The following is an 18,257-nucleotide window of genomic DNA, read 5'->3' as shown; positions in this document are numbered from 1 at the left end:
TGCTGTTGGTAATGCTTATTATTCATTGCTCATTATTAATATTTAGTATTCTAATTCAAGCTTTTCTTTGGTATACTCCCTTACTTTTTCAGTAAGTTCAGGATGCTCTGCCAGCTTTTGTCCGTATGATGGAACCATTTCAAGCAATTTGTCTCTCCATTCTCCATGAAGTTTCTCTGGGAAACATTTCTCAAGAACATTAAGCATTGCCTGTACCGCTGTAGATGCTCCCGGTGAAGCCCCCAATAAAGAAGCAATTGTACCGTTTTTATTTACTACTACCTCTGTTCCGAACTCTAATTTACCTCCTAACTTATCATCTTTTTTGATGATCTGAACTCTTTGGCCTGCTACTTTCAATTCCCAATCCTCTTCTTTAGCGTCCTTGATAAATTCTCTTAAATGCTGCATTCTTTGAGACTTGGTCATCGCTACCTGCTGAATAAGGTATTTAGTAAGAGGAAGATTATGCCACCATGCACCAAATAAAGATCTTAAGTTTTTAGTATTAACACTTTCCGGTAAATCAAGATAGCTTCCTTCTTTCAAAAATTTTGTTGAAAATCCTGCGAAAGGTCCGAAAAGAAGGGCTTTTTGGCCATCAATAATTCTAAGATCAAGGTGAGGAACAGACATTGGCGGTGCATCTACGGTTGCCTGTGTATATACTTTAGCCTGGTGTTTCTCTACCAATTCCTGATTATGAGTTACCAACCATTGTCCGGAAACCGGAAATCCTCCATAGCCTTCGCTTTCTTTAATATCTGAGCTATCCAAAAGCGGAAGGGCGTATCCTCCGGCACCAATGAATACAAAATCAGCATTCACCTCCTGTTTATGGTTATGAATTCTGTCTTTCACCTTCATTTCCCACTTTCCATCTTCCTTAGGGCTGATATCTTTTACCTCATGGTATAAAAATACTTCTACATTAGAATCTTCCAACAGGTGTCTGCCCATTTTTCTGGTTAATGTTCCGAAGTTAACGTCAGTACCCATATCCATTTTGGTGGCAGCCATTATTTCAGATTTGTTTCTTTTACTCATTACCAATGGGATCCATTCTCTCAGCTTATCATGATCTGTAGAAAATTCCATTCCTGAGAAAAGAACTGATTCGGACATTTTATCATGACGCTTTTTAAGATATTCAGCATCTTTTTCTCCAAATACCAGACTCATATGTGGACATGAATTGATGAAGTCTTTCGGGTCCTGAATATATCCTTTCGCTAATAAATAAGCCCAGAACTGTTTTGAAATTTCAAATTGTTCTGCGATACTTTCAGCTTTCTTGATATCAATACTACCATCCGGATTTTCCGGTGTATAATTTAGCTCACAAAATGCGGAGTGCCCTGTTCCGGCGTTGTTCCAAGCTGCTGTACTTTCTTTGGCAAACCTTCCTAATCTCTCGAAGATGGCAATTTCAAGTGTTGGATCAAATTCATGAAGCAGTGTTGCTAAAGTGGCGCTCATGATTCCGCCCCCTATCAGTACAACGTCGTATTTAGGTTTCGGTGTTCTGCTTGTAAGCGATTGTGACATAATTTTAAATTTTAGTTCAAATTTCGGGAAAACTTTTAAAAAGAGAAACGCGTTTAACGATTTTAACACGTTATTTTTTGTTCTGAAAGCACTTCTGAATTATGCAAGGCGATATGATGGAAAGTATCAATAAAGTAACATTGAAATGATGAATTATAAATCATGTTTTTTATTAAATTAACATTAAATTTTGACTCATATAATTCACCAAAAAGTAAGTAATTATCACATTTCAGTCCCTCATCTATTTTATATTAATTTAAGTTCATTAAAGTTTGCAATACAAAATACTTTAATCATAATAGTTTATGTACATATAATTTTTCAAAAATAAGTGAATACGAATTAAAAACAAACAACTAAAATTCACTTTTAATTGACAAAATAATAATTTAAAAGCCTTAATTATGTAAAAAAATCACAAATTAATCATTTTTTATACGTATCTTTCAATTGATTTAATACCATATTCCATGTGTATTTAGTTAAAATTATTTCGTAAACATATAAAAGATGACAATTGTTAACTTCTTAAGTACATTTTTCGCTACAATGGCATTAGCCCAAAGCGGAAGTGTAGGAATCAACACGTCCAAACCGGACCCCAGTGCAATTTTGCATATCGAAAATTTCAATGGAGTTTCTGCAACAGCTACAGCCACGGTATCAGGTGGGGCTGTAAACGGAATTACCATAACCAACGGTGGAAGTGGGTATATTACAGCACCTACCATTAATTTTTATGGCGGCGGCCCCATTATAAACGGGGGTACTAAAGCACGGGCTACGGCTAATATCTCTAATGGAACCATAACCAGTATCACTATTAATAACGGAGGAAGCGGTTATACGAGTGCTCCCACATTAGTCATTTCAGGAGGAAGTAAAGGATTGCTATTCCCTAACCTCAACATTACCAATCTCAGCAGCATAACTACTCCTGTCTCTTCACCGGCTAATGCTCTTATTGGTTTTAATGGAGGAAATAATACTAATAATAAAGCCATACATGTTTTTAACGGAACTACCAAACAATGGCAAAGTACTATTGATGCCGAAAATACTCCCAAGGTTGCTTATCTCGATTTCACAGGAAACCTCTCGGCATTGGATAATGCTGTTGCCGGAGCTAACACTCAATTGTTAGTGAACCCTCCGGCGGTCTCCGGCGTATCCAACATTAATGGTTTCAAAGTAGTTCAGAATCCAAGTTCTGGAGGATATTCTCTGGTTCTTCCTCAAGGAAATTATCTGGTAGAAGTGAATCTTAATTTAAATTCGCCTCAGGAAAGTCCTTCAGGACAAGGGGGAACCGCTCCTCTTTCAGGAAGTACTTATTATCTGATGGGATATTTTATAGATTTTACCAACGATCAATACAATAACACCAGTAATACGTTTGTATCAGGAGCTAATACCAGAAAGGAAGTTCCCATTGTCTCTAAAGTAAATACCAATCATTTAGCAACATGGTCCTACTATTACAGTGTTCCTGCTAATGCCAATGCCAACATCATTGGAGGACTAAGATTACGATTGGGAAGAATGCAGAACAGTACGTTTTATGATCTTGTCAACGTGATACCAACTGGATCTTACATTAAAATATCACAACTTTAAAAACAAAAACACATGAAAAAAGGTTATATTCTCCTATTATTTATTATAGCACAAACAATATACGCGCAAGTAGGAATTGGGAAATCTACTGTTAATAGCTCAGCTGTATTGGAAGTATCCGAATCTACAAATAAAGGTGTTCTTCTTCCCAGAGTAGATATCGTAGACATATTGAACAATATCACCCCTGTTCCTAATCCAGCAGAAGGGCTTATTGTATACAATAAAGGAAATTCTATCAGCCCCGGTCTTTATATATGGAAAAACAACCGATGGACTCAGCTCGCTGATACTTACAATCTCGTAAGCTATATGATGCTTCAACGTACTACAGATTATACAATATTGGGAAACCTTGCCAACGGTACTTTTAAAAATTTTAATGATGCTTCTTTTACGGTTGTTTCAAATGATATTGGAGCATCTTACAACACCACGTCAGGAGTCATTACACTTCCCGGAAATAGTGGTTACCTGGTCAATGTATGCCTGAATATAAGAACGGCATTGGAAAGTACTACTGCCGGAATTGGAGGTACTCCTATACAATTGCATCAATATCTTGTTAAACTTATTGATCCTGTTTCAGGAACTCAATATGGAAAAACAATAAGCATCAATGCACAATCGATAGCGACTAATAAAACACATACTTTAAATATGAGCTTTTCTTTTGTTTCCACATCAGTTACCCCTATTACATTAGTTCCTTCCATTGCACATGATGCAGGAGGTACTTATCAACAGGGAGCAGGAGGAACAACTCCCAATAACGGAGAAATTATTATTACCAATGCTAAAATTGATATTCAAAGATCAGCCCTTAATCAATAATTACTATTACAATGAAAAACTATATTTATCTTGCTTGTATAACTATAATACTGTTGAGCACGCGCGTTAACGCACAAGTTGGTATTAATACAACAAATCCTAACGCAAGCAGTGTCCTAGACATTAATTCATCCGATAAAGGAGTGCTTTTTCCTCAATATGATCTTACGGTACTGAATAGTACATCAACCCCCATTGCTAATCCTGCCGATGGTCTGATGATTTATAATAAAGGAGGAACCTCTGTTTTTCCTAAAGGATATTATGTATGGATCAGAGATCAATGGCAACGTTTTATACTTGCCGGAACGGAACCTCAGTCTATGTCCTTAATTATCAATTCAGGTATTTTAATTCCTACCGGAAGTACAAATAATACACTTACCAACTTCACCGTAGCTGCCAATAAAATTACAGCTGCCTCACTAGGATCTGATACTTCTACTATTACTTTACCGGCTGGAACATACATCCTTCGGTATTCTGTAGATTCCAGCAATGCAAATAACAATAATGGAACAGCCAATACACAATACCTGTCTCAAAACTTCACCTGCACACGATCATATATTATCAATGCAGTAACTGGTACTAATATTACGGAAATTAACAGAATGTGTCAGTTATCAAGCTCTTTTACTTTTTTTCAGGGAAGTTATTTTTTGACTTTAGCTGCCCCTACCACTATCCGTCAAAAATTTGAATTTGATACAGGCAACGGATTTACGGCCAGCAATCTGAATGTTCGTTCGTCACTGGCACTTGTTATTACTAAAATGAGTCAATAAAAAAGACTTAAGTAAACTACTACTTAAGTCTTCAATATAGGTATTAAAACAAGGTTCTGGAATATGGAACCTTGTTTTTTAATTTAGTTTTGCGGTCAGTTTTTTAAACTGTTTTTCAGCATTTTTACCTTCATAAAGAATGCCATATACCGTATCAATAATAGGCAATTTCAGGTTTTTCTGTTTTGAAGTCTTGTAAATGGATTGTGCGGCATAATACCCTTCCGCGACCATGTTCATGGACTGGATTGCTGATTTTACAGTATATCCTTTTCCGATAAGGTTTCCAAGGTTTCTGTTTCTTGAGAAAAGTGAATAGGCGGTTACCAAAAGGTCTCCAAGGTAAGCACTTTCATTTACATCTCTTGGTGCTTCATAGATAGCTTCCAGGAAGATTTCCATTTCACGGATCGCATTAGATACAAAAACGGCAGTAAAGTTATCTCCATATCCTAATCCGCTTGCAATTCCTGCTCCGATAGCAAAAATGTTTTTAAGAATGGCACTGTACTCATTTCCCAGAATATCTTTACTGGTTTGTACCTTAATAAAATCTGAACTGAAAATTCCTTCCAGCTTTTCTGCTGTTTCATCTTCTACGGTAGCAATGGTGAGGTAAGAAAGTCTTTCCATCGCAACCTCTTCTGCATGACAAGGTCCTGCAATGACCGCCTGGTTTCTGAAACCGATCTTAAATTCATCACGCAGGTAATGGGCTACCACATCATTTACTTTAGGAATAATTCCCTTGATTGCAGAAACAAAGATTTTATCTGAATAATCACAGGTCATCTTATCCAAAGTATCTGACAGGTAAATGGAAGGTGTTGCCAATACAACGACATCACACGCAGAAACCAGTTCATTAATATCTGTGGTCAGTTTTAAACTCTTCAGATTAAAATGAGCAGCCGTAAGATAAGTCGGGTTATGTCCTCGAAGCTCAATAGCTCCTTTTACAAACTCACTTCTTACACACCAGTGCACAACTTTACAATTTTCAACAAGCATTTTTACGATAGCAGTTGCAAAACTTCCGCTTCCTACTACTCCTACAGAAACATCCTTTTTAGTCTTTTTTGGATTCGAAGATTCTGAAATAATTTTCTTTTTAGCCATAATTGGAATGTGAACTGCAAATATATTAAACAAAGATTTAACAGAATACTTTAAAGCATGATAAAAAACCATTTTCTGAAAAAAATAATGCTTCAACACAATTAAATATACAATTAAGCGTTAGATACAGAAAAAACTGAATTTTAATTAACAATAACCAACAAAACTTATTTTTAATTAAATTTGCAGCTGAAAACCGTTTTAAATATTCTAAGAGAGGAAATATGAAAAAATTTCTAAACAGCAAGAAGAACGTAAACATTCTCCTGGGAGGACTTTTACTAGTAGTTTTTGCACAAGGTATCTTCATTGCCAAACTTTTCTCAGAGAAGGATGACAAAACCTACGCAGTGAATCTTGTAAAAATAAACACTGAAAAAGACAGTGTAGATTATCTGAAAATGAAAACTGATCTTACGTTGGTAGATCAGACCGTTGCCCAACTGAACTCTTTCCTGAAGTCTAAAGACATTTCAAATGAAAAGCTAATGATGCTTAATCAGGACAGTATTGCCAATTCTATTTATCTTTCCAAACAAGCCAACCGATACAGCCAATACCTGATGAACCTACAGAAAAAACTGATGGAGGTTCCATTAGGAATGCCTACAGATGGATATATTTCATCTAATTTCGGGATCAGAAAAAATCCTATTCCATTTAGAACTGTTTTTGCTTCGGTAAAATCGAGTGCTACTACAGAAGCTAAACCTGTTGCTGCAGCAGCACCAAAGCCGGAAGCTAAAGCCGAACCTGTAGAAAAAATCGTTGAATTAACAGACAGTTATGGAAATAAAAGAGAAGTTAAAGTGATGGTGACTCCAAAAGCAGCTCCTGTAGCTTCTGCACCGGCTGCTTCAGCTCCTGCTACAAAAGCTGTTGCAGGAACAACTACTTCTAAAGCAGCTCCTATGGAAAGAAATAATCCTCCAGCTGAAGCGGACCAGATGCAATTCCATAAAGGACTGGATATTGCCGTTGCATTCGGTTCTGATGTAAGAGCCGCCGCCGCGGGAACCGTTATTTTCTCCGGGCAGAAAGGTGGTTATGGGAATTGTGTCATTGTTTCTCATGGAAACGGACTGGCTACTCTTTACGGACATTTATCACAGCTTGTTTCCAAGGTGAATGATAAAGTAAAAGTAGGTCAGGTGATTGCTAAATCAGGGAACTCCGGGCGTTCTACAGGACCTCATCTTCATTATGAAGTACATAAAAACAATACTCCGGTAAATCCGAAGTTGTTTATGAATCTATAAAAGAAAGCTGTCTCTAATGAGGCAGCTTTTTTTGGCTCTAAAAGATAGATAATGTGTAGTAGTATTGCTGATCTTGCAGGCTTCACAGGTTTTTCAAGGATTACATTAGTTTTTCCCTTATAAATCTGTGAAATCTGCGAGAAATTATTTTATCGCAAGGTTTTAAGGTTACACTATAAACAAAAACAGCTGCCCATAGCAGCTGTTTTCTATTTTAGAATCTTAAGCGTTCCTTTTGGATGAGTAAAGGTACCATCTGGTCCTGCAATATTGGAATACACTATATTTTTATTGTAATCCTGAATATGCGTTACATTGAATCCCAAATGAGGCTCATGCCAGTATACCATAAAAATATTCTTTGCTACTTCTACTGCTGTATACCCTACAGTATCTGTACTGTTTTTTGAGCTTCCGGCAGTTCCGGTGAATGTCATTGTTTTGTTGTCTTTAAAATCCAGAAGGAATTTTACAGCTCCAAAATCAACTTCTACTTTCTTACCGATAGCCGGATAAGGTGATTTTAAATCCCAATCCATTTGACCTAAGAAAACTTTCACCCCCATTTCCAATTCATCTTTTCCTGGAAGATTTGGATATTTCTTTACCATAAAGTCTACGATAGCCGCTGTAGTTTTATTTTCCGTAACCGCTTTCTTATAATTTTCAAGGTAAGTTTTAACGAAATCCAAAGATACAGGCGATAGAGACTGTTTGGCAAAATGTGATGGAATTACCTGCTCAGGTTTCAAAGATTTCATAGCATCAATCTGCTCAATCCACTGGTCAATAGCTTTTACATTCTGAGTATCTGCCATCCAAAGATGAGAATCTACAGAAACCGAAATTCCTCCTGCAACAGTTTTAATAGATGGAATCCAAAGAAAGCTGTGAGCAGGATCTTCAGGATTCTGTCTGATTTCAATTGTATTTCCTTCAAGATCTGGAATGGAAGTCACTGCTTCCGGAACAATAATTTCTGAGGGCGCATCTGCTTTTAATTGCGGTTTCCAAACTGCCAGTTTATCCTCCTTTGAAGCGGAAATAAGATAAGCCGTCTGTGCTGTAGAAATAATTCTTGCGTTGGGAAAAGCTTTTTTAATGACATCTAATCCAAAATAAAAATCCGGGTCACTATGAGAAATAAAAACGGTTTTCAGGTTTTTTCCCGTTGCTTTTATTTCTTTTACTAACTGTTCTGCATATTGCTTTTGAAACTGAGCATCAATAAGCATAGCATCTTTATCACCATAAATAATGGTAGAAGTAATTGGAAATATTGCCTTGGTTCCGGGATTATAGACTTTAACTTTCAGATTCCCTGCAAATATGCTGATGAAACCTAAAATAGTCACTAATGATAATAGCTTTCTTTTTAACATTTTGTTCTTTTTAGATTAATAGGCTGCTGTGAAGCGTTCACGGATGTGGTTGTTCTGTTCCAGTTCATCCACTAAAGCTACGGCTACATCTTCTACAGAAAGACGGCTTCTTCCTTCTGCATCAAAAACAGGTGTTTCCAAAGATGTTCTGTATTGCCCCGTTCTTGATCCTACATTAGCCTGATTCATTTCCACCGCAGGACTGAAGAATGTCCAATCTAAGGTATTATTTCCTTTGATCTTGTTTAAATAATCTCTTGCAGCAGTTGCTCCCGGTTTGTAAGCATCCGGAAAATCCGGTGTATCTACGATCTGAACATTATCCGGTGTGTAAAGGCTTCCTGCTCCACCTACTACAATCAGTCTTTTTACTCCTGATTCTTCTACTGCTTTTTCAATATTTTCAGAACCATTCAAAAAGTCATTGTAAAGATTTGGGTTGGTCCATCCTGCATTAAAAGCACTGATTACAGCATCACTTCCTTTTAAAGCTTCTGCTAATTCTGATACATTGTTTACATCAACGCTTTTTGCCGTTACATTTTCCTGTGTTTTTACTTTAGACGCATCTCTTACTAAAGCTTCTACTGCATATCCTCTGTCTGATAATTCTGTTACGATGTGTGCTCCTACAAATCCGGTTGCACCAATTACTGCTACTTTTTTCATAATGTTTTATTTTTAATTAAATTGTAATAAATTTTGTTACATTTATAGATAAAAAATTTTTATTCGAACTGATCTGCGAACTCCTGCAAAGATTTATCTCCTAAAAATTGACTTACCAACTGATCTGTTTCTTCAAACAGTGTATTTAAATGACTGTTAATTTCTTTTCCAACACTACAGGCAGGATTAGGGTTCTGATTTTTCTTTCCTAGTACTTCTGTATTCTTTACTGATCTGTAAATCTCAGAAATCGTAATATTTTCAGCATCTTTAGCCAAATGGCTTCCTCCTTCTTTTCCTTGTCTGCTGATAATTAAACCTGCTTCTCTCAAAACGCTGATTTCTTTACGTACAATAACCGGGTTTACATTGATACTACCCGCAATCCAATCAGAAGTGAGCCACTCCTGAGGACTTTTCGCCAATAAGGTCATTATATGTATTGCCGTAGCAAATCTTGTATTGTTCATTGTAATTACATTGCAAAGATAGACAAATTTTAATTGTAACAAAATATATTACAGTTAAATTTTTCTTAAAGGATTTATTTATCCAGATCCAGCAGTAAATAATTAATGTTTTGATTGATTGTTCGGGTAGCCGATTGCATCTGATTGAGCATCGCAGCGCGGTTATGAAGGTCATCTGCTCTATAATATCCACCATCACTGAAAATAACGGATTGATCTGCGGCCGCTTTATTATCATCGAACTGATAATGAAGCCATCTTTCTTTCATGTTTCCGATAATGGAACGTTCTTCTCTATTGGAAAATTTCTTTTCGGTATACATATACCAGATAAATGGTGGAAAGTTTGGGGATTCCAATTTACCTTTCCAAATATCTCTCAAAAGATTTCTCTGATGAATAAATTCTACCTTTTTCCCTTTCGGATTAAGCGTTGCTAAACCAAAACCTGCTCCCAGCACCCCTCCTCCAATATCAATAGCATTGCTCCAGCCTTGATCTCCAACAATTCCTCCGGCAATAGAGGCAGCTGCACCTGTAATGATAGAATATAGAATCAATTTATTATTTCTGGAAGAATTAAGATTATCCACATAATTACCTATCTGCGCTACTCTTTCGCCTTCGCAATCGAATTCTGCAGCTACCGCATCCAATTCAGTAAGGGCAATGGTGATTTTACTATTGATTTTTGTCTTTAACTGTAAAACTTTAACCTGAGAAGCCAAAGAGGAATCTTTTTTAAGATCCATAATCTGATGAACTTCATGCAGATTATCCAAAGCATTTAAAATTAAAATACTCTGGTCAGAAAACATTTCTTTCAGCTCTTTATTGGCTTCTAAAATAGAATCCGAATTGTGGGAAGGGACTTTATTACTATAGTTGTATTTAAAAGGAGCTTTACAATAACTATCCTTCAGAGTAAGTATATTCTGTTGAATAGTCTGATTCTTCCTGGAAACACAAGAAGTCAGCAGACCGAAAACGATAAAGAGGGAAAGTAGCTTTTTCATTCAAACCAATTTTTGTGCAATAGCTGAATCATTGTGAGAAATCATCAATCAGTTTCAATATAATTCATCAATACGAATATAGTACAAATAAAAAAAATTACCTGAAATCAGGTAATCTTTTAATTTATTTTTAAGCCGGATTATTTAATCCCCAATAATTCCACTTCAAAAACAAGGGTACTGTTTGGTCCGATTTCTTTACTGATCTCCTGATCTCCGTACGCTAAATGTGGTGGAATAATCAGCCTCCACTTACTTCCTACCGGCATTAGCTGAAGCGCTTCTGTCCATCCGGAAATCACTCTATTCAAAGGAAAAGATGCTGGAGTTCCTCTTTTTACAGAACTATCGAAAACTTTACCGGAAATGGTAGTTCCATGATAGTGGCATTTTACAGTAGATTTTGGTCCTGGTTTTGCCCCATCTCCTTCTGTAATAATTTCGTATTGTAAGCCGCTTGGTAATTGAACAACGCTTTCTCTCTTACCATACTCTTCCATATATTCTTTACCGTCATTAAGATTCTTTTCGGCTAATTCTTTTTTACGTTTAAATAACAAATCTGCTACTCCCATATTATAATTTTTTACAAAGATAAGGCTTTTTGGAGTTGAAAGATGGAAGCTGAGAGATGGAAGTTCAAACTTTAATTATATGAACAGGCATCAATTTGTCTTATCAGCTTCAATAAGCAAGCATTCATAAAAATATTTTATCAATTGATATTCAGTCATTTAAAAGCATATCTATAAAAATTATATAGTTTCGTTACCGCTCTCCTCCAGCATTCGCCCTTTCTCATTCATAAAATTCAAATAATTGTAATAATTCCTTAACACAAATTCCGAAACTTGGCGTTATAATTGGATTTAAAAACTAAATGCCAAATCCGATATTATATAATAAGAAGTTTGATGAGCTTAATGAAGAGGAAAAAAAACTTCTTGAAATCAATAAAAAATCGATTGCTGATTTTGTTGAGCAGTCCTCTTCTATAAGTGACGTCAATTATGCTACCAGAAATGCCCATGCGAAAACATATGCTGTTGCTAAGGGAATTTTTTGGGTGGATCCCAATATTCCTGAATTTCTCAAACCTTTTTTTGATAAAGAGAAATTTAATTTGTTTGTAAGGCTTTCCAATGCACAATTGAAAATTACAAATTCTAAAAGGGATATTCCAGCCTATGGCTTTGCGGTGCAAATCAGGGATGAGAATAATAATCTGCTTTCCAATTATCCATTGGTAAACTTTCCATTGTTCCCAGTTAATTCAGTTTCAACATTTCTAAAACTATTTACTGCCGTCAATCTTTCTTATATCAAAAAGTGGAGCAGTTTATTTTCAATTATAACACAAGCCATTAAAGTTATTCCCTCTGTTTTTACAGGTTCATTTATTAGAAATTCATTAAAACTATTCAGCAAGAGAAATGATTTTATTCTCTCTTTTGATTATCATTCTGTAGGGGCTTACCGCCTGGGAGATTATATGATAAAAATAAAGCTCAGTCCTAAGTCTGTTAATAAGAATATGGAAAAGAAACAAAACATGAAAAAGGTTTTAAAGAATTATTTTCAGAGGAATGATTTTACCGCCGATGTTTTGATTCAGCTGTGCTATGACCTGAAAGACCAACCCATCAACAAATTGAATGTAGAATGGAAAAATTCGCCCTACATCAAGATTGGTGAAGTTAAAATAGAAAAGAATTCTTTACTGGATCCCCGAGATTGTAGTAATGAACTTCTTTCATTTAATCCGTTTGAAAGTAAGATGATCTTTCAACCCGTAGGAAAAATTCAAAAATTAAGGGATGGTGCTTATAAAGTATCTGTTCAGACCAGAAGAAAGATCAATACCCTTTTGCATGGGAAGAAAAGTGAGTTGTAATTTACAGATACGAAGTTTTTATTATTGTAATTACAATGGTGAACATGTACATAAAACAGTAAAAACTGTTGTAGCAATAGTCTTTATCATTTTGGGGGCTTTCTTTTATCTTATGAACTTTGCCCCCCTTCCCATCAGATAAAATGCGTTCATTGCTAATGTTCTAGGAAGATCGAGTTTTTCAATTCTACTTTATTACAACCTAAAAAAATTACAATAGACGTAAAATCCCGCATACTAATTTTCTTTCCTACTCTATGAAAATTGTTGATTGCTCAGGAATATCTGTCAATTGATTAAATATAAATGATTTATAATTGGCTTGGCCTGATTTTCCCTCGACATATACTGTAGATCTCCCTATCTCTTCATTATTAATATCTTTAACTCTAACAGTTACATTTCCTTTGTAATCTTTATTAAATATTATGTAAACCTGTAACATATTATTTTCCTCATTCAAAATTTTACCTACCTCAATTCCCTTTTGCTTAAGTGATGACTGTATCTCTGTTTTATTTTTCAAAACTGTTCCCACTCCATCATAAGCTGATTTTCCAAAAGCTGTAACCGTTTTCCCTGTAATTTCTCCTGTTTTAGAAGCTCCTTTTACAAGCAAATCATCTATTTTGTTGTAGGTTTTAGTAGCGGTTTGGTATAGAGTAAAACATCCTATAGAAATAAATGCAACGATACTGATAAGAATAGGATATTTAAAAGATTTCTTCTTCTTTATGATGAGCATAAACAAAGCATATAGTATAAATAAGAATGAAATTCCGGTAAGAACGAATAAAATGATAATTTCCAACATAATGTTATTTTTTTACTTTTTCCAATTGTTTTTTAATATTTTCGGGGAACCAAGATAAAATACGTTGATTCTTATATTCCTCAAAGACTGCGTCAGGATTTAAAAGGTGATCTGGAAGATTCAGTTTTTTTATTTCCATCTTGAAATCAAGCTCCTTGTCAAAAAATGTAAGCTTTCTATCTTTTGCATTAAGAATAAACCACTTTTCGGGAGAATCAAACTCAGGACCACTCATACCATTCTCAAATGGCTTATAACCATAAATGTATATTTGAAAAACATTTATAGAAGTGACAGGAGTGATGACATTCCCCAATTCATTTGGTAAATCATAGGTTGCCAATTGCCATTCTTGAGGAGAGCCCGCTTTAATTAAATCAAAAGGCTTAATCAAAGGAACTATATTACTGCTTCCTTCGGTTTCAATAACATAGTAGAAATCATCTATTTTGGCATCCTTGTATGAATAATCAGGTACCTTCATATTTTCTTTCACCTTGTTTTTTAATTTGTTACAATTTTGTATGCATAATAAAACACTTATCATGCTAAATAAATATACTATATTCTTCATATCATTTTTAATGTGTATCTCTAATCCATTTTAGACGATTCTCATCCATTTTCTCTTTCATTTTTTTCATTCCTTCTTCTATTCTTTTCATAGAATTGGCCTTCCAATCAATCTGTTCCTTAGAATAAGTATTACTCCAATTGCCTTTTATTTTCATATGATCATTTCCTCCTGCAATATCATGATAAAGAAATCCTAATATAATACATGCAACATCATACTCAATAACTCTTTCTCCATTGGAAGATGGGCGTAAATCAAATTGATCATTAAATTTATGATAAATATATACGGTACCATTTTTTTTCACCTCAACTACACTGCTTAAATTTATAGAGCGTAAAAGCCATGCTAATTCATTAACTGCTACTTTCCATGTATCAAGATATTTGGTACTAAATGGATTTTTAAATTGTTCCCACATACTTTTTTCATTAGATCGCTTGCCCCCAAGTTGAATCCCATTTCTTTTTTTAGGGTCGGGATGTACAAAGTCAAAGGTAAAATCTTCTTTCAAATATTTAGGGTTAATTAATACTAATTCTGCAATTAATTTTTCCCTATCTATTACTGCTGGATCTTCATTTATATCTCTAACCAATCTATCACTATTGCTAATATCAACTTCTCGGGCTTGCAGCATTGAATAAAGCCCTGCCTCAACAATACTATCAATATTTCCACCTGTAAGACCAATCGCTTCGGCAAACCCTTGTCTTGCTCCATGTCCCCACCCGGAACCATCATATTCCTTATTCCCGTTCCACCAATCCAGAATATCAGAATACCAGTGTTTTTCAACTTTAAGCTCTTCTTTCGCTTTATCTACCCATTCTTTTATTCCGGGAGTATTGGCAATACTGGTCTTTATCAGTCTATTTTTTCCTTCACCTTCTACATATTCTTTTTCTTGTTTCTTTTTATCTTCCTGCCTCTGATCAGAATAGTGGACTTTGTAAAAAATATCTTTTCCTGCATCCTGTATTCTATCCCAAATAGTTTGATCTTGATATTGTTCCCAACTTGACAAAGTCCCTTTATTAAACATCAGTCCTACCGGGGCAAAATGAGCCTGCAATTCCATTTCATGTACTTTTGCAAAAGCAAGCAGAGCATGAAGCTTACGACGATAAAGCTCACTCTCCATATAAACTTGCTTTTTTATGCCTTCTTTTTTAGCAATGGACTGCATCATAATATCCTGAAACCATAAAGGTAGCACTCTTCCAATTTTAGGAATTGGGTGTAAGGCTGCAGTATATTTCTTTTGGGGATTTGCCCTTATCTCATTACGATAGTCTTTATAGTAGTGATAAGCCTTCCAATACTCTTTCACACATTGCCTGAAAGTATGTCCTTTTTCATTGGGACTTCCATCAGGATTGAATGCTTTATCAAGAAGCCTTTTGGGAAAGTGATAACCATCGCCATCAGAGAAGAACCCCTCACGGCTTTCTCCTTTATAAAATCCCCAGCTTTCTATGTATAAATTATCCTTTTCACTACAGGCATTTTTTACATAAGGAATATCGCCCATCCGGGTTACAAATAAAGCCCTGTCATTCGGGAAAGTAAATTGTACGGCCCTTTCAATAAGCCCTCCCCAGGAAGAATCTCCAAGAAGTTCATTCATTTTTTCATAAATCCCCTGATTTTGATACAGTTTTTCCTTGGAAAAGATATCTCCTACCCATTCCAAAACCCATTCATTAATAAAATCTTCAAAATAATATTTTTTGAACCCTTCATAGTCCTGCCCGTATAATCCTTGTGGTTGATGAGTTCCTAAAAATAAAATATTAATGGACATTTCCTCCCACCCCAGTTCATTAGCATAATACATTATCCCTAAAGCAACCCCTGCCGCAATTGCAGCTCCCTGGCTATGACCAACAACGGTTACAGGTTTATATTGAGGAGAGTAACTTAACGAGCCTGGATTTTTATCCTTTATTTTATCAATTTCAGACTTTTCTTTTATATTCCATTTTCTTTTTGCCCAGGCATACCCCTGAGCAATACCATGTTCTACACGGTGTGCACCGGATGATTGCAGTCCATGGGATCCATTAATGAAATGGGCATTCCCTTTTGCATGAAAATACTCCTTGAATATTTGTGAGTATCGTTTCCCGGAAACATTGTCATAACCTTCCCAATATCCTTCAAACTGTTCCTTCGCGGCAAATAACCAACGGAAACGTTCAGTATCTTTATAGTTTTTTTCACTATACAGGGTTCCCCCTCCTTTCTCATTTATTTTTTCAAGTTCATCGTTGGTCATGATGTCTTCGTCATCGGTTACTTTCTTTTCACTCATATTAGCTCCCCGTAATGGCTTTACTTTTCGATCGTCCGGAACTTTATCAGTAATTACATTAAGATAGGATTCAAAATTTTTCTTTGGATTACTCAAATAACCGTTACAAAAAATAATATCACCATTTAAAAAAGGCTCAGGGTAATCAATCATCGGAGGCTTAGGAGGGTCTTTTGGCTCCCCATAACTAACCCCATTTTTTACTCCTATTTCTGTAATTGAATTCCCTGCAGTAGTGATAATGTTTTCATTGGAATACATGCTGTGTCCTTCCTGAGAAATCTTGGTATAGCTCCCTTTTACAATTCTCGTTCTGCTCATGGTATAGAAATTAGAGGTTATTGTTTCTTTCTATAGTATCATAAGCAATGAGGAGCCTGAACAGCTCTGAATTTAAGATGTGTTTTTTCATAAAGTGTGTTTTTTAAATCAATAACTCTCTAAATTTAGAAATATTATTTTATTAGAAGATATTTTTATTCATAAATATCTAAAAGTGTAGTAGTTCTACGACTATTTATTTTTAGCTGTATTACTCCTATTAAATTAAAAATGCCACGAATACACTTATAATTTGTGCATTCGTGGCAAGGAAAAACCTTTGAATCTTTACTCTCGGTTTTATTCTTTTATCTAAATTTACGTTCCTCTTCTTTTATAGCAAGATCATTGATGCTGGCATATCTTTTAGCCATCAAGCCATTCTCATCAAACTCCCAGTTCTCATTTCCATAAGCTCTAAACCAATTTCCTTCCTTAGTCTGATATTCATATTCAAAACGAACCGCAATACGGTTTTCAGTGTGTGCCCAATATTCTTTCTTAAGTTTATAATTGAGTTCTTTTTCCCATTTCTTCTGAAGAAATACAACAATCTCTTCTCTTCCGTTGACAAATGCATCTCTGTTTCTCCATTCGCTGTCTATTGTATAAGCTTTGGAAACTTTTTCAGGATCCTGACTGTTCCAGGCATCTTCTGCCATTTGAATTTTTTGCTTTGCCGTTTCAAGAGTGAAAGGCGGAAGCGGATGTTTTTGTTCCATTGTTTAAGGGATTAATTGGGTGACTATTTTTTTTGATTTCTCTATCAGCTCATTCGATTTATAAAGCTGGCTTTCTATAATGTTGCTTTCAAAAAGCATATAAATATGATCAGAAAGATCATCGTCTTTCAATAATTCCAGAAAGTAATTTCTAAGATCAGCTTTATGGGACTGGATCACGTTTAGAATTTTAATATTATCTGCGGGGATTTCTGATAAAATGTTCAGAAAGCTACAACCTCTGAAATTTTCTTTTTTGTTCATATAGATCAGAAAATCAAAAGCATTCATAATCTTTGAATAAAGATCTTCTGACTGGGCAGAAAAAGTATGAAGCTCATGGAACCAATATTCGTGTCTTACATTGAGGAATTCTACACATAAGTCTTCCTTTGATTTAAAATGAAGATAAAAGCTTGCTTTAGCCACCTCAGATTCTGAAATAATCTGATTAATTCCTGTTGAATTATATCCTTGCTTTGCAAACAAATTGAACGTTGTTGCGATAATTCTTTCCCTTGGAGATTTCATATTGCTTTCTTTTATAGAACAAATGTATGAAAAAAAATAACAGACAGACAGACCTGTCTATTTTATTTTTAAAAAAAATGTTTAAAGAATGTTGAAACACGAAAGACACAAAGTTATCTGCTTACATTATGATTTAAGGCTTCCATTTTTCATTTTTAAGATTCATTACCCCTTGCCATGTGAAAAGCATTGCATTTCTGGCATTTCTTGTAGGCATCACGCAATCCATCATATCAATTCCTAATCCAATGGATTCCGAAGGGGAAATTCAGGAACCTGTCGGAATGCACGGAAAACGTTTAGAAGCTAACTTCCACGTTGTTGTCGGGCAAATGGGAAGCATCAGAAATATTGCAAGATGCGTTCGCGAAGCCGG

General features: G+C 35.3%; 17 protein-coding genes and 2 pseudogenes. 6 read left to right on the top strand and 13 right to left on the bottom strand.

The annotated features are described in order from the left end of the window. Positions 1–42: 42 nt before the first annotated feature. Complete coding sequence (gene mqo / locus NBX25_RS03175) at positions 43–1,548, bottom strand: malate dehydrogenase (quinone) (RefSeq protein ID WP_250252818.1); 1,506 nt, start codon at positions 1,546–1,548, stop codon at positions 43–45. Positions 1,549–2,061: 513 nt separating this feature from the next. Here mqo and NBX25_RS03170 point away from each other — a divergent pair. From NBX25_RS03170 to NBX25_RS03160, 3 genes are read left to right on the top strand one after another with little or no spacing between them, the layout of a single operon-like run. After that, positions 2,062–3,168, top strand: a complete 1,107-nt coding sequence (locus tag NBX25_RS03170; protein ID WP_250252817.1) for a phage tail-like protein — start codon at positions 2,062–2,064, stop codon at positions 3,166–3,168. Between the two features lie 12 nt (positions 3,169–3,180). Continuing rightward, a complete protein-coding gene (locus NBX25_RS03165) occupies positions 3,181–4,002 on the top strand; it encodes a phage tail-like protein (protein WP_123908888.1) in 822 nt (273 codons plus the stop codon). Positions 4,003–4,013: 11 nt separating this feature from the next. Continuing rightward, positions 4,014–4,790: a phage tail-like protein gene (locus NBX25_RS03160; protein WP_123908889.1), complete on the top strand. Its 777-nt coding sequence runs from the start codon at positions 4,014–4,016 to the stop codon at positions 4,788–4,790. 78 nt (positions 4,791–4,868) lie between these two features. Here NBX25_RS03160 and NBX25_RS03155 read toward each other — a convergent pair whose 3' ends face one another. Beyond that, complete coding sequence (locus NBX25_RS03155) at positions 4,869–5,909, bottom strand: NAD(P)H-dependent glycerol-3-phosphate dehydrogenase (RefSeq protein ID WP_123908890.1); 1,041 nt, start codon at positions 5,907–5,909, stop codon at positions 4,869–4,871. Between the two features lie 224 nt (positions 5,910–6,133). On the opposite strand from NBX25_RS03155, the gene NBX25_RS03150 reads away from it, so the two are divergent. Continuing rightward, on the top strand, positions 6,134–7,168 hold the full coding sequence (locus NBX25_RS03150) for a M23 family metallopeptidase (protein ID WP_250252815.1): 1,035 nt from the start codon (positions 6,134–6,136) through the stop codon (positions 7,166–7,168). 209 nt (positions 7,169–7,377) lie between these two features. Here the strand turns inward: NBX25_RS03150 and NBX25_RS03145 are convergent, their stop codons facing one another. From NBX25_RS03145 to bamJ, 5 genes are all read right to left on the bottom strand, one after another. Continuing rightward, positions 7,378–8,550: an MBL fold metallo-hydrolase gene (locus NBX25_RS03145; protein WP_250252814.1), complete on the bottom strand. Its 1,173-nt coding sequence runs from the start codon at positions 8,548–8,550 to the stop codon at positions 7,378–7,380. Between the two features lie 15 nt (positions 8,551–8,565). Continuing rightward, entirely contained in the window at positions 8,566–9,219 is a 654-nt protein-coding gene (locus NBX25_RS03140) for an NAD(P)-dependent oxidoreductase (protein ID WP_123859137.1), read from the bottom strand. Between the two features lie 59 nt (positions 9,220–9,278). Further along, positions 9,279–9,689 (bottom strand): Rrf2 family transcriptional regulator, encoded by a 411-nt coding sequence (locus NBX25_RS03135; RefSeq protein ID WP_250252811.1) that lies wholly within the window; start codon positions 9,687–9,689, stop codon positions 9,279–9,281. Positions 9,690–9,763: 74 nt separating this feature from the next. Further along, positions 9,764–10,705 carry a hypothetical protein gene (locus NBX25_RS03130; RefSeq protein ID WP_250252809.1) on the bottom strand — a complete coding sequence of 314 codons (942 nt, stop codon included), beginning with the start codon at positions 10,703–10,705 and terminating at the stop codon, positions 9,764–9,766. A 140-nt stretch (positions 10,706–10,845) separates the two neighbouring features. Continuing rightward, a complete protein-coding gene (gene bamJ, locus NBX25_RS03125; RefSeq protein WP_123859134.1) occupies positions 10,846–11,280 on the bottom strand; it encodes a BamJ family beta-barrel-assembly machinery protein in 435 nt (144 codons plus the stop codon). 305 nt (positions 11,281–11,585) lie between these two features. Here bamJ and NBX25_RS03120 point away from each other — a divergent pair, with 305 nt between their 5' ends. Beyond that, entirely contained in the window at positions 11,586–12,599 is a 1,014-nt protein-coding gene (locus tag NBX25_RS03120) for a catalase family protein (protein ID WP_250252807.1), read from the top strand. 250 nt (positions 12,600–12,849) lie between these two features. Here the strand turns inward: NBX25_RS03120 and NBX25_RS03115 are convergent, their stop codons facing one another. From NBX25_RS03115 to tgt, 6 genes and pseudogenes are all read right to left on the bottom strand, one after another. Next, a complete protein-coding gene (locus NBX25_RS03115) occupies positions 12,850–13,413 on the bottom strand; it encodes a hypothetical protein (RefSeq protein WP_250252805.1) in 564 nt (187 codons plus the stop codon). Positions 13,414–13,417: 4 nt separating this feature from the next. After that, a complete protein-coding gene (locus NBX25_RS03110; RefSeq protein WP_250252803.1) occupies positions 13,418–13,987 on the bottom strand; it encodes a hypothetical protein in 570 nt (189 codons plus the stop codon). 7 nt (positions 13,988–13,994) lie between these two features. Further along, positions 13,995–16,628 (bottom strand): alpha/beta hydrolase family protein, encoded by a 2,634-nt coding sequence (locus NBX25_RS03105; protein ID WP_250252802.1) that lies wholly within the window; start codon positions 16,626–16,628, stop codon positions 13,995–13,997. A gap of 308 nt (positions 16,629–16,936) precedes the next feature. Further along, the gene (locus NBX25_RS03100; protein ID WP_123908898.1) at positions 16,937–17,350 is read right to left on the bottom strand and encodes a nuclear transport factor 2 family protein; all 414 of its coding nucleotides are present in this window, start codon (positions 17,348–17,350) and stop codon (positions 16,937–16,939) included. A 3-nt stretch (positions 17,351–17,353) separates the two neighbouring features. After that, complete coding sequence (locus NBX25_RS03095) at positions 17,354–17,881, bottom strand: TetR/AcrR family transcriptional regulator (RefSeq protein ID WP_250252799.1); 528 nt, start codon at positions 17,879–17,881, stop codon at positions 17,354–17,356. A 139-nt stretch (positions 17,882–18,020) separates the two neighbouring features. Further along, positions 18,021–18,137: pseudogene (gene tgt / locus NBX25_RS03090) on the bottom strand (tRNA guanosine(34) transglycosylase Tgt); the annotation flags it as partial. On the opposite strand from tgt, the pseudogene NBX25_RS03085 reads away from it, so the two are divergent. Further along, positions 18,130–18,257, top strand: a pseudogene (locus tag NBX25_RS03085) (hypothetical protein); the annotation flags it as partial. The pseudogenes tgt and NBX25_RS03085 sit on opposite strands and share 8 nt — an antisense overlap.

Origin of the sequence: Chryseobacterium sp. Marseille-Q3244 (assembly GCF_940807095.1) — a bacterium.
Lineage (GTDB): Bacteria > Bacteroidota > Bacteroidia > Flavobacteriales > Weeksellaceae > Chryseobacterium.
Note: the sequence above shows the minus strand (reverse complement) of the source record. Positions and strands in the feature narration are given on the sequence as shown.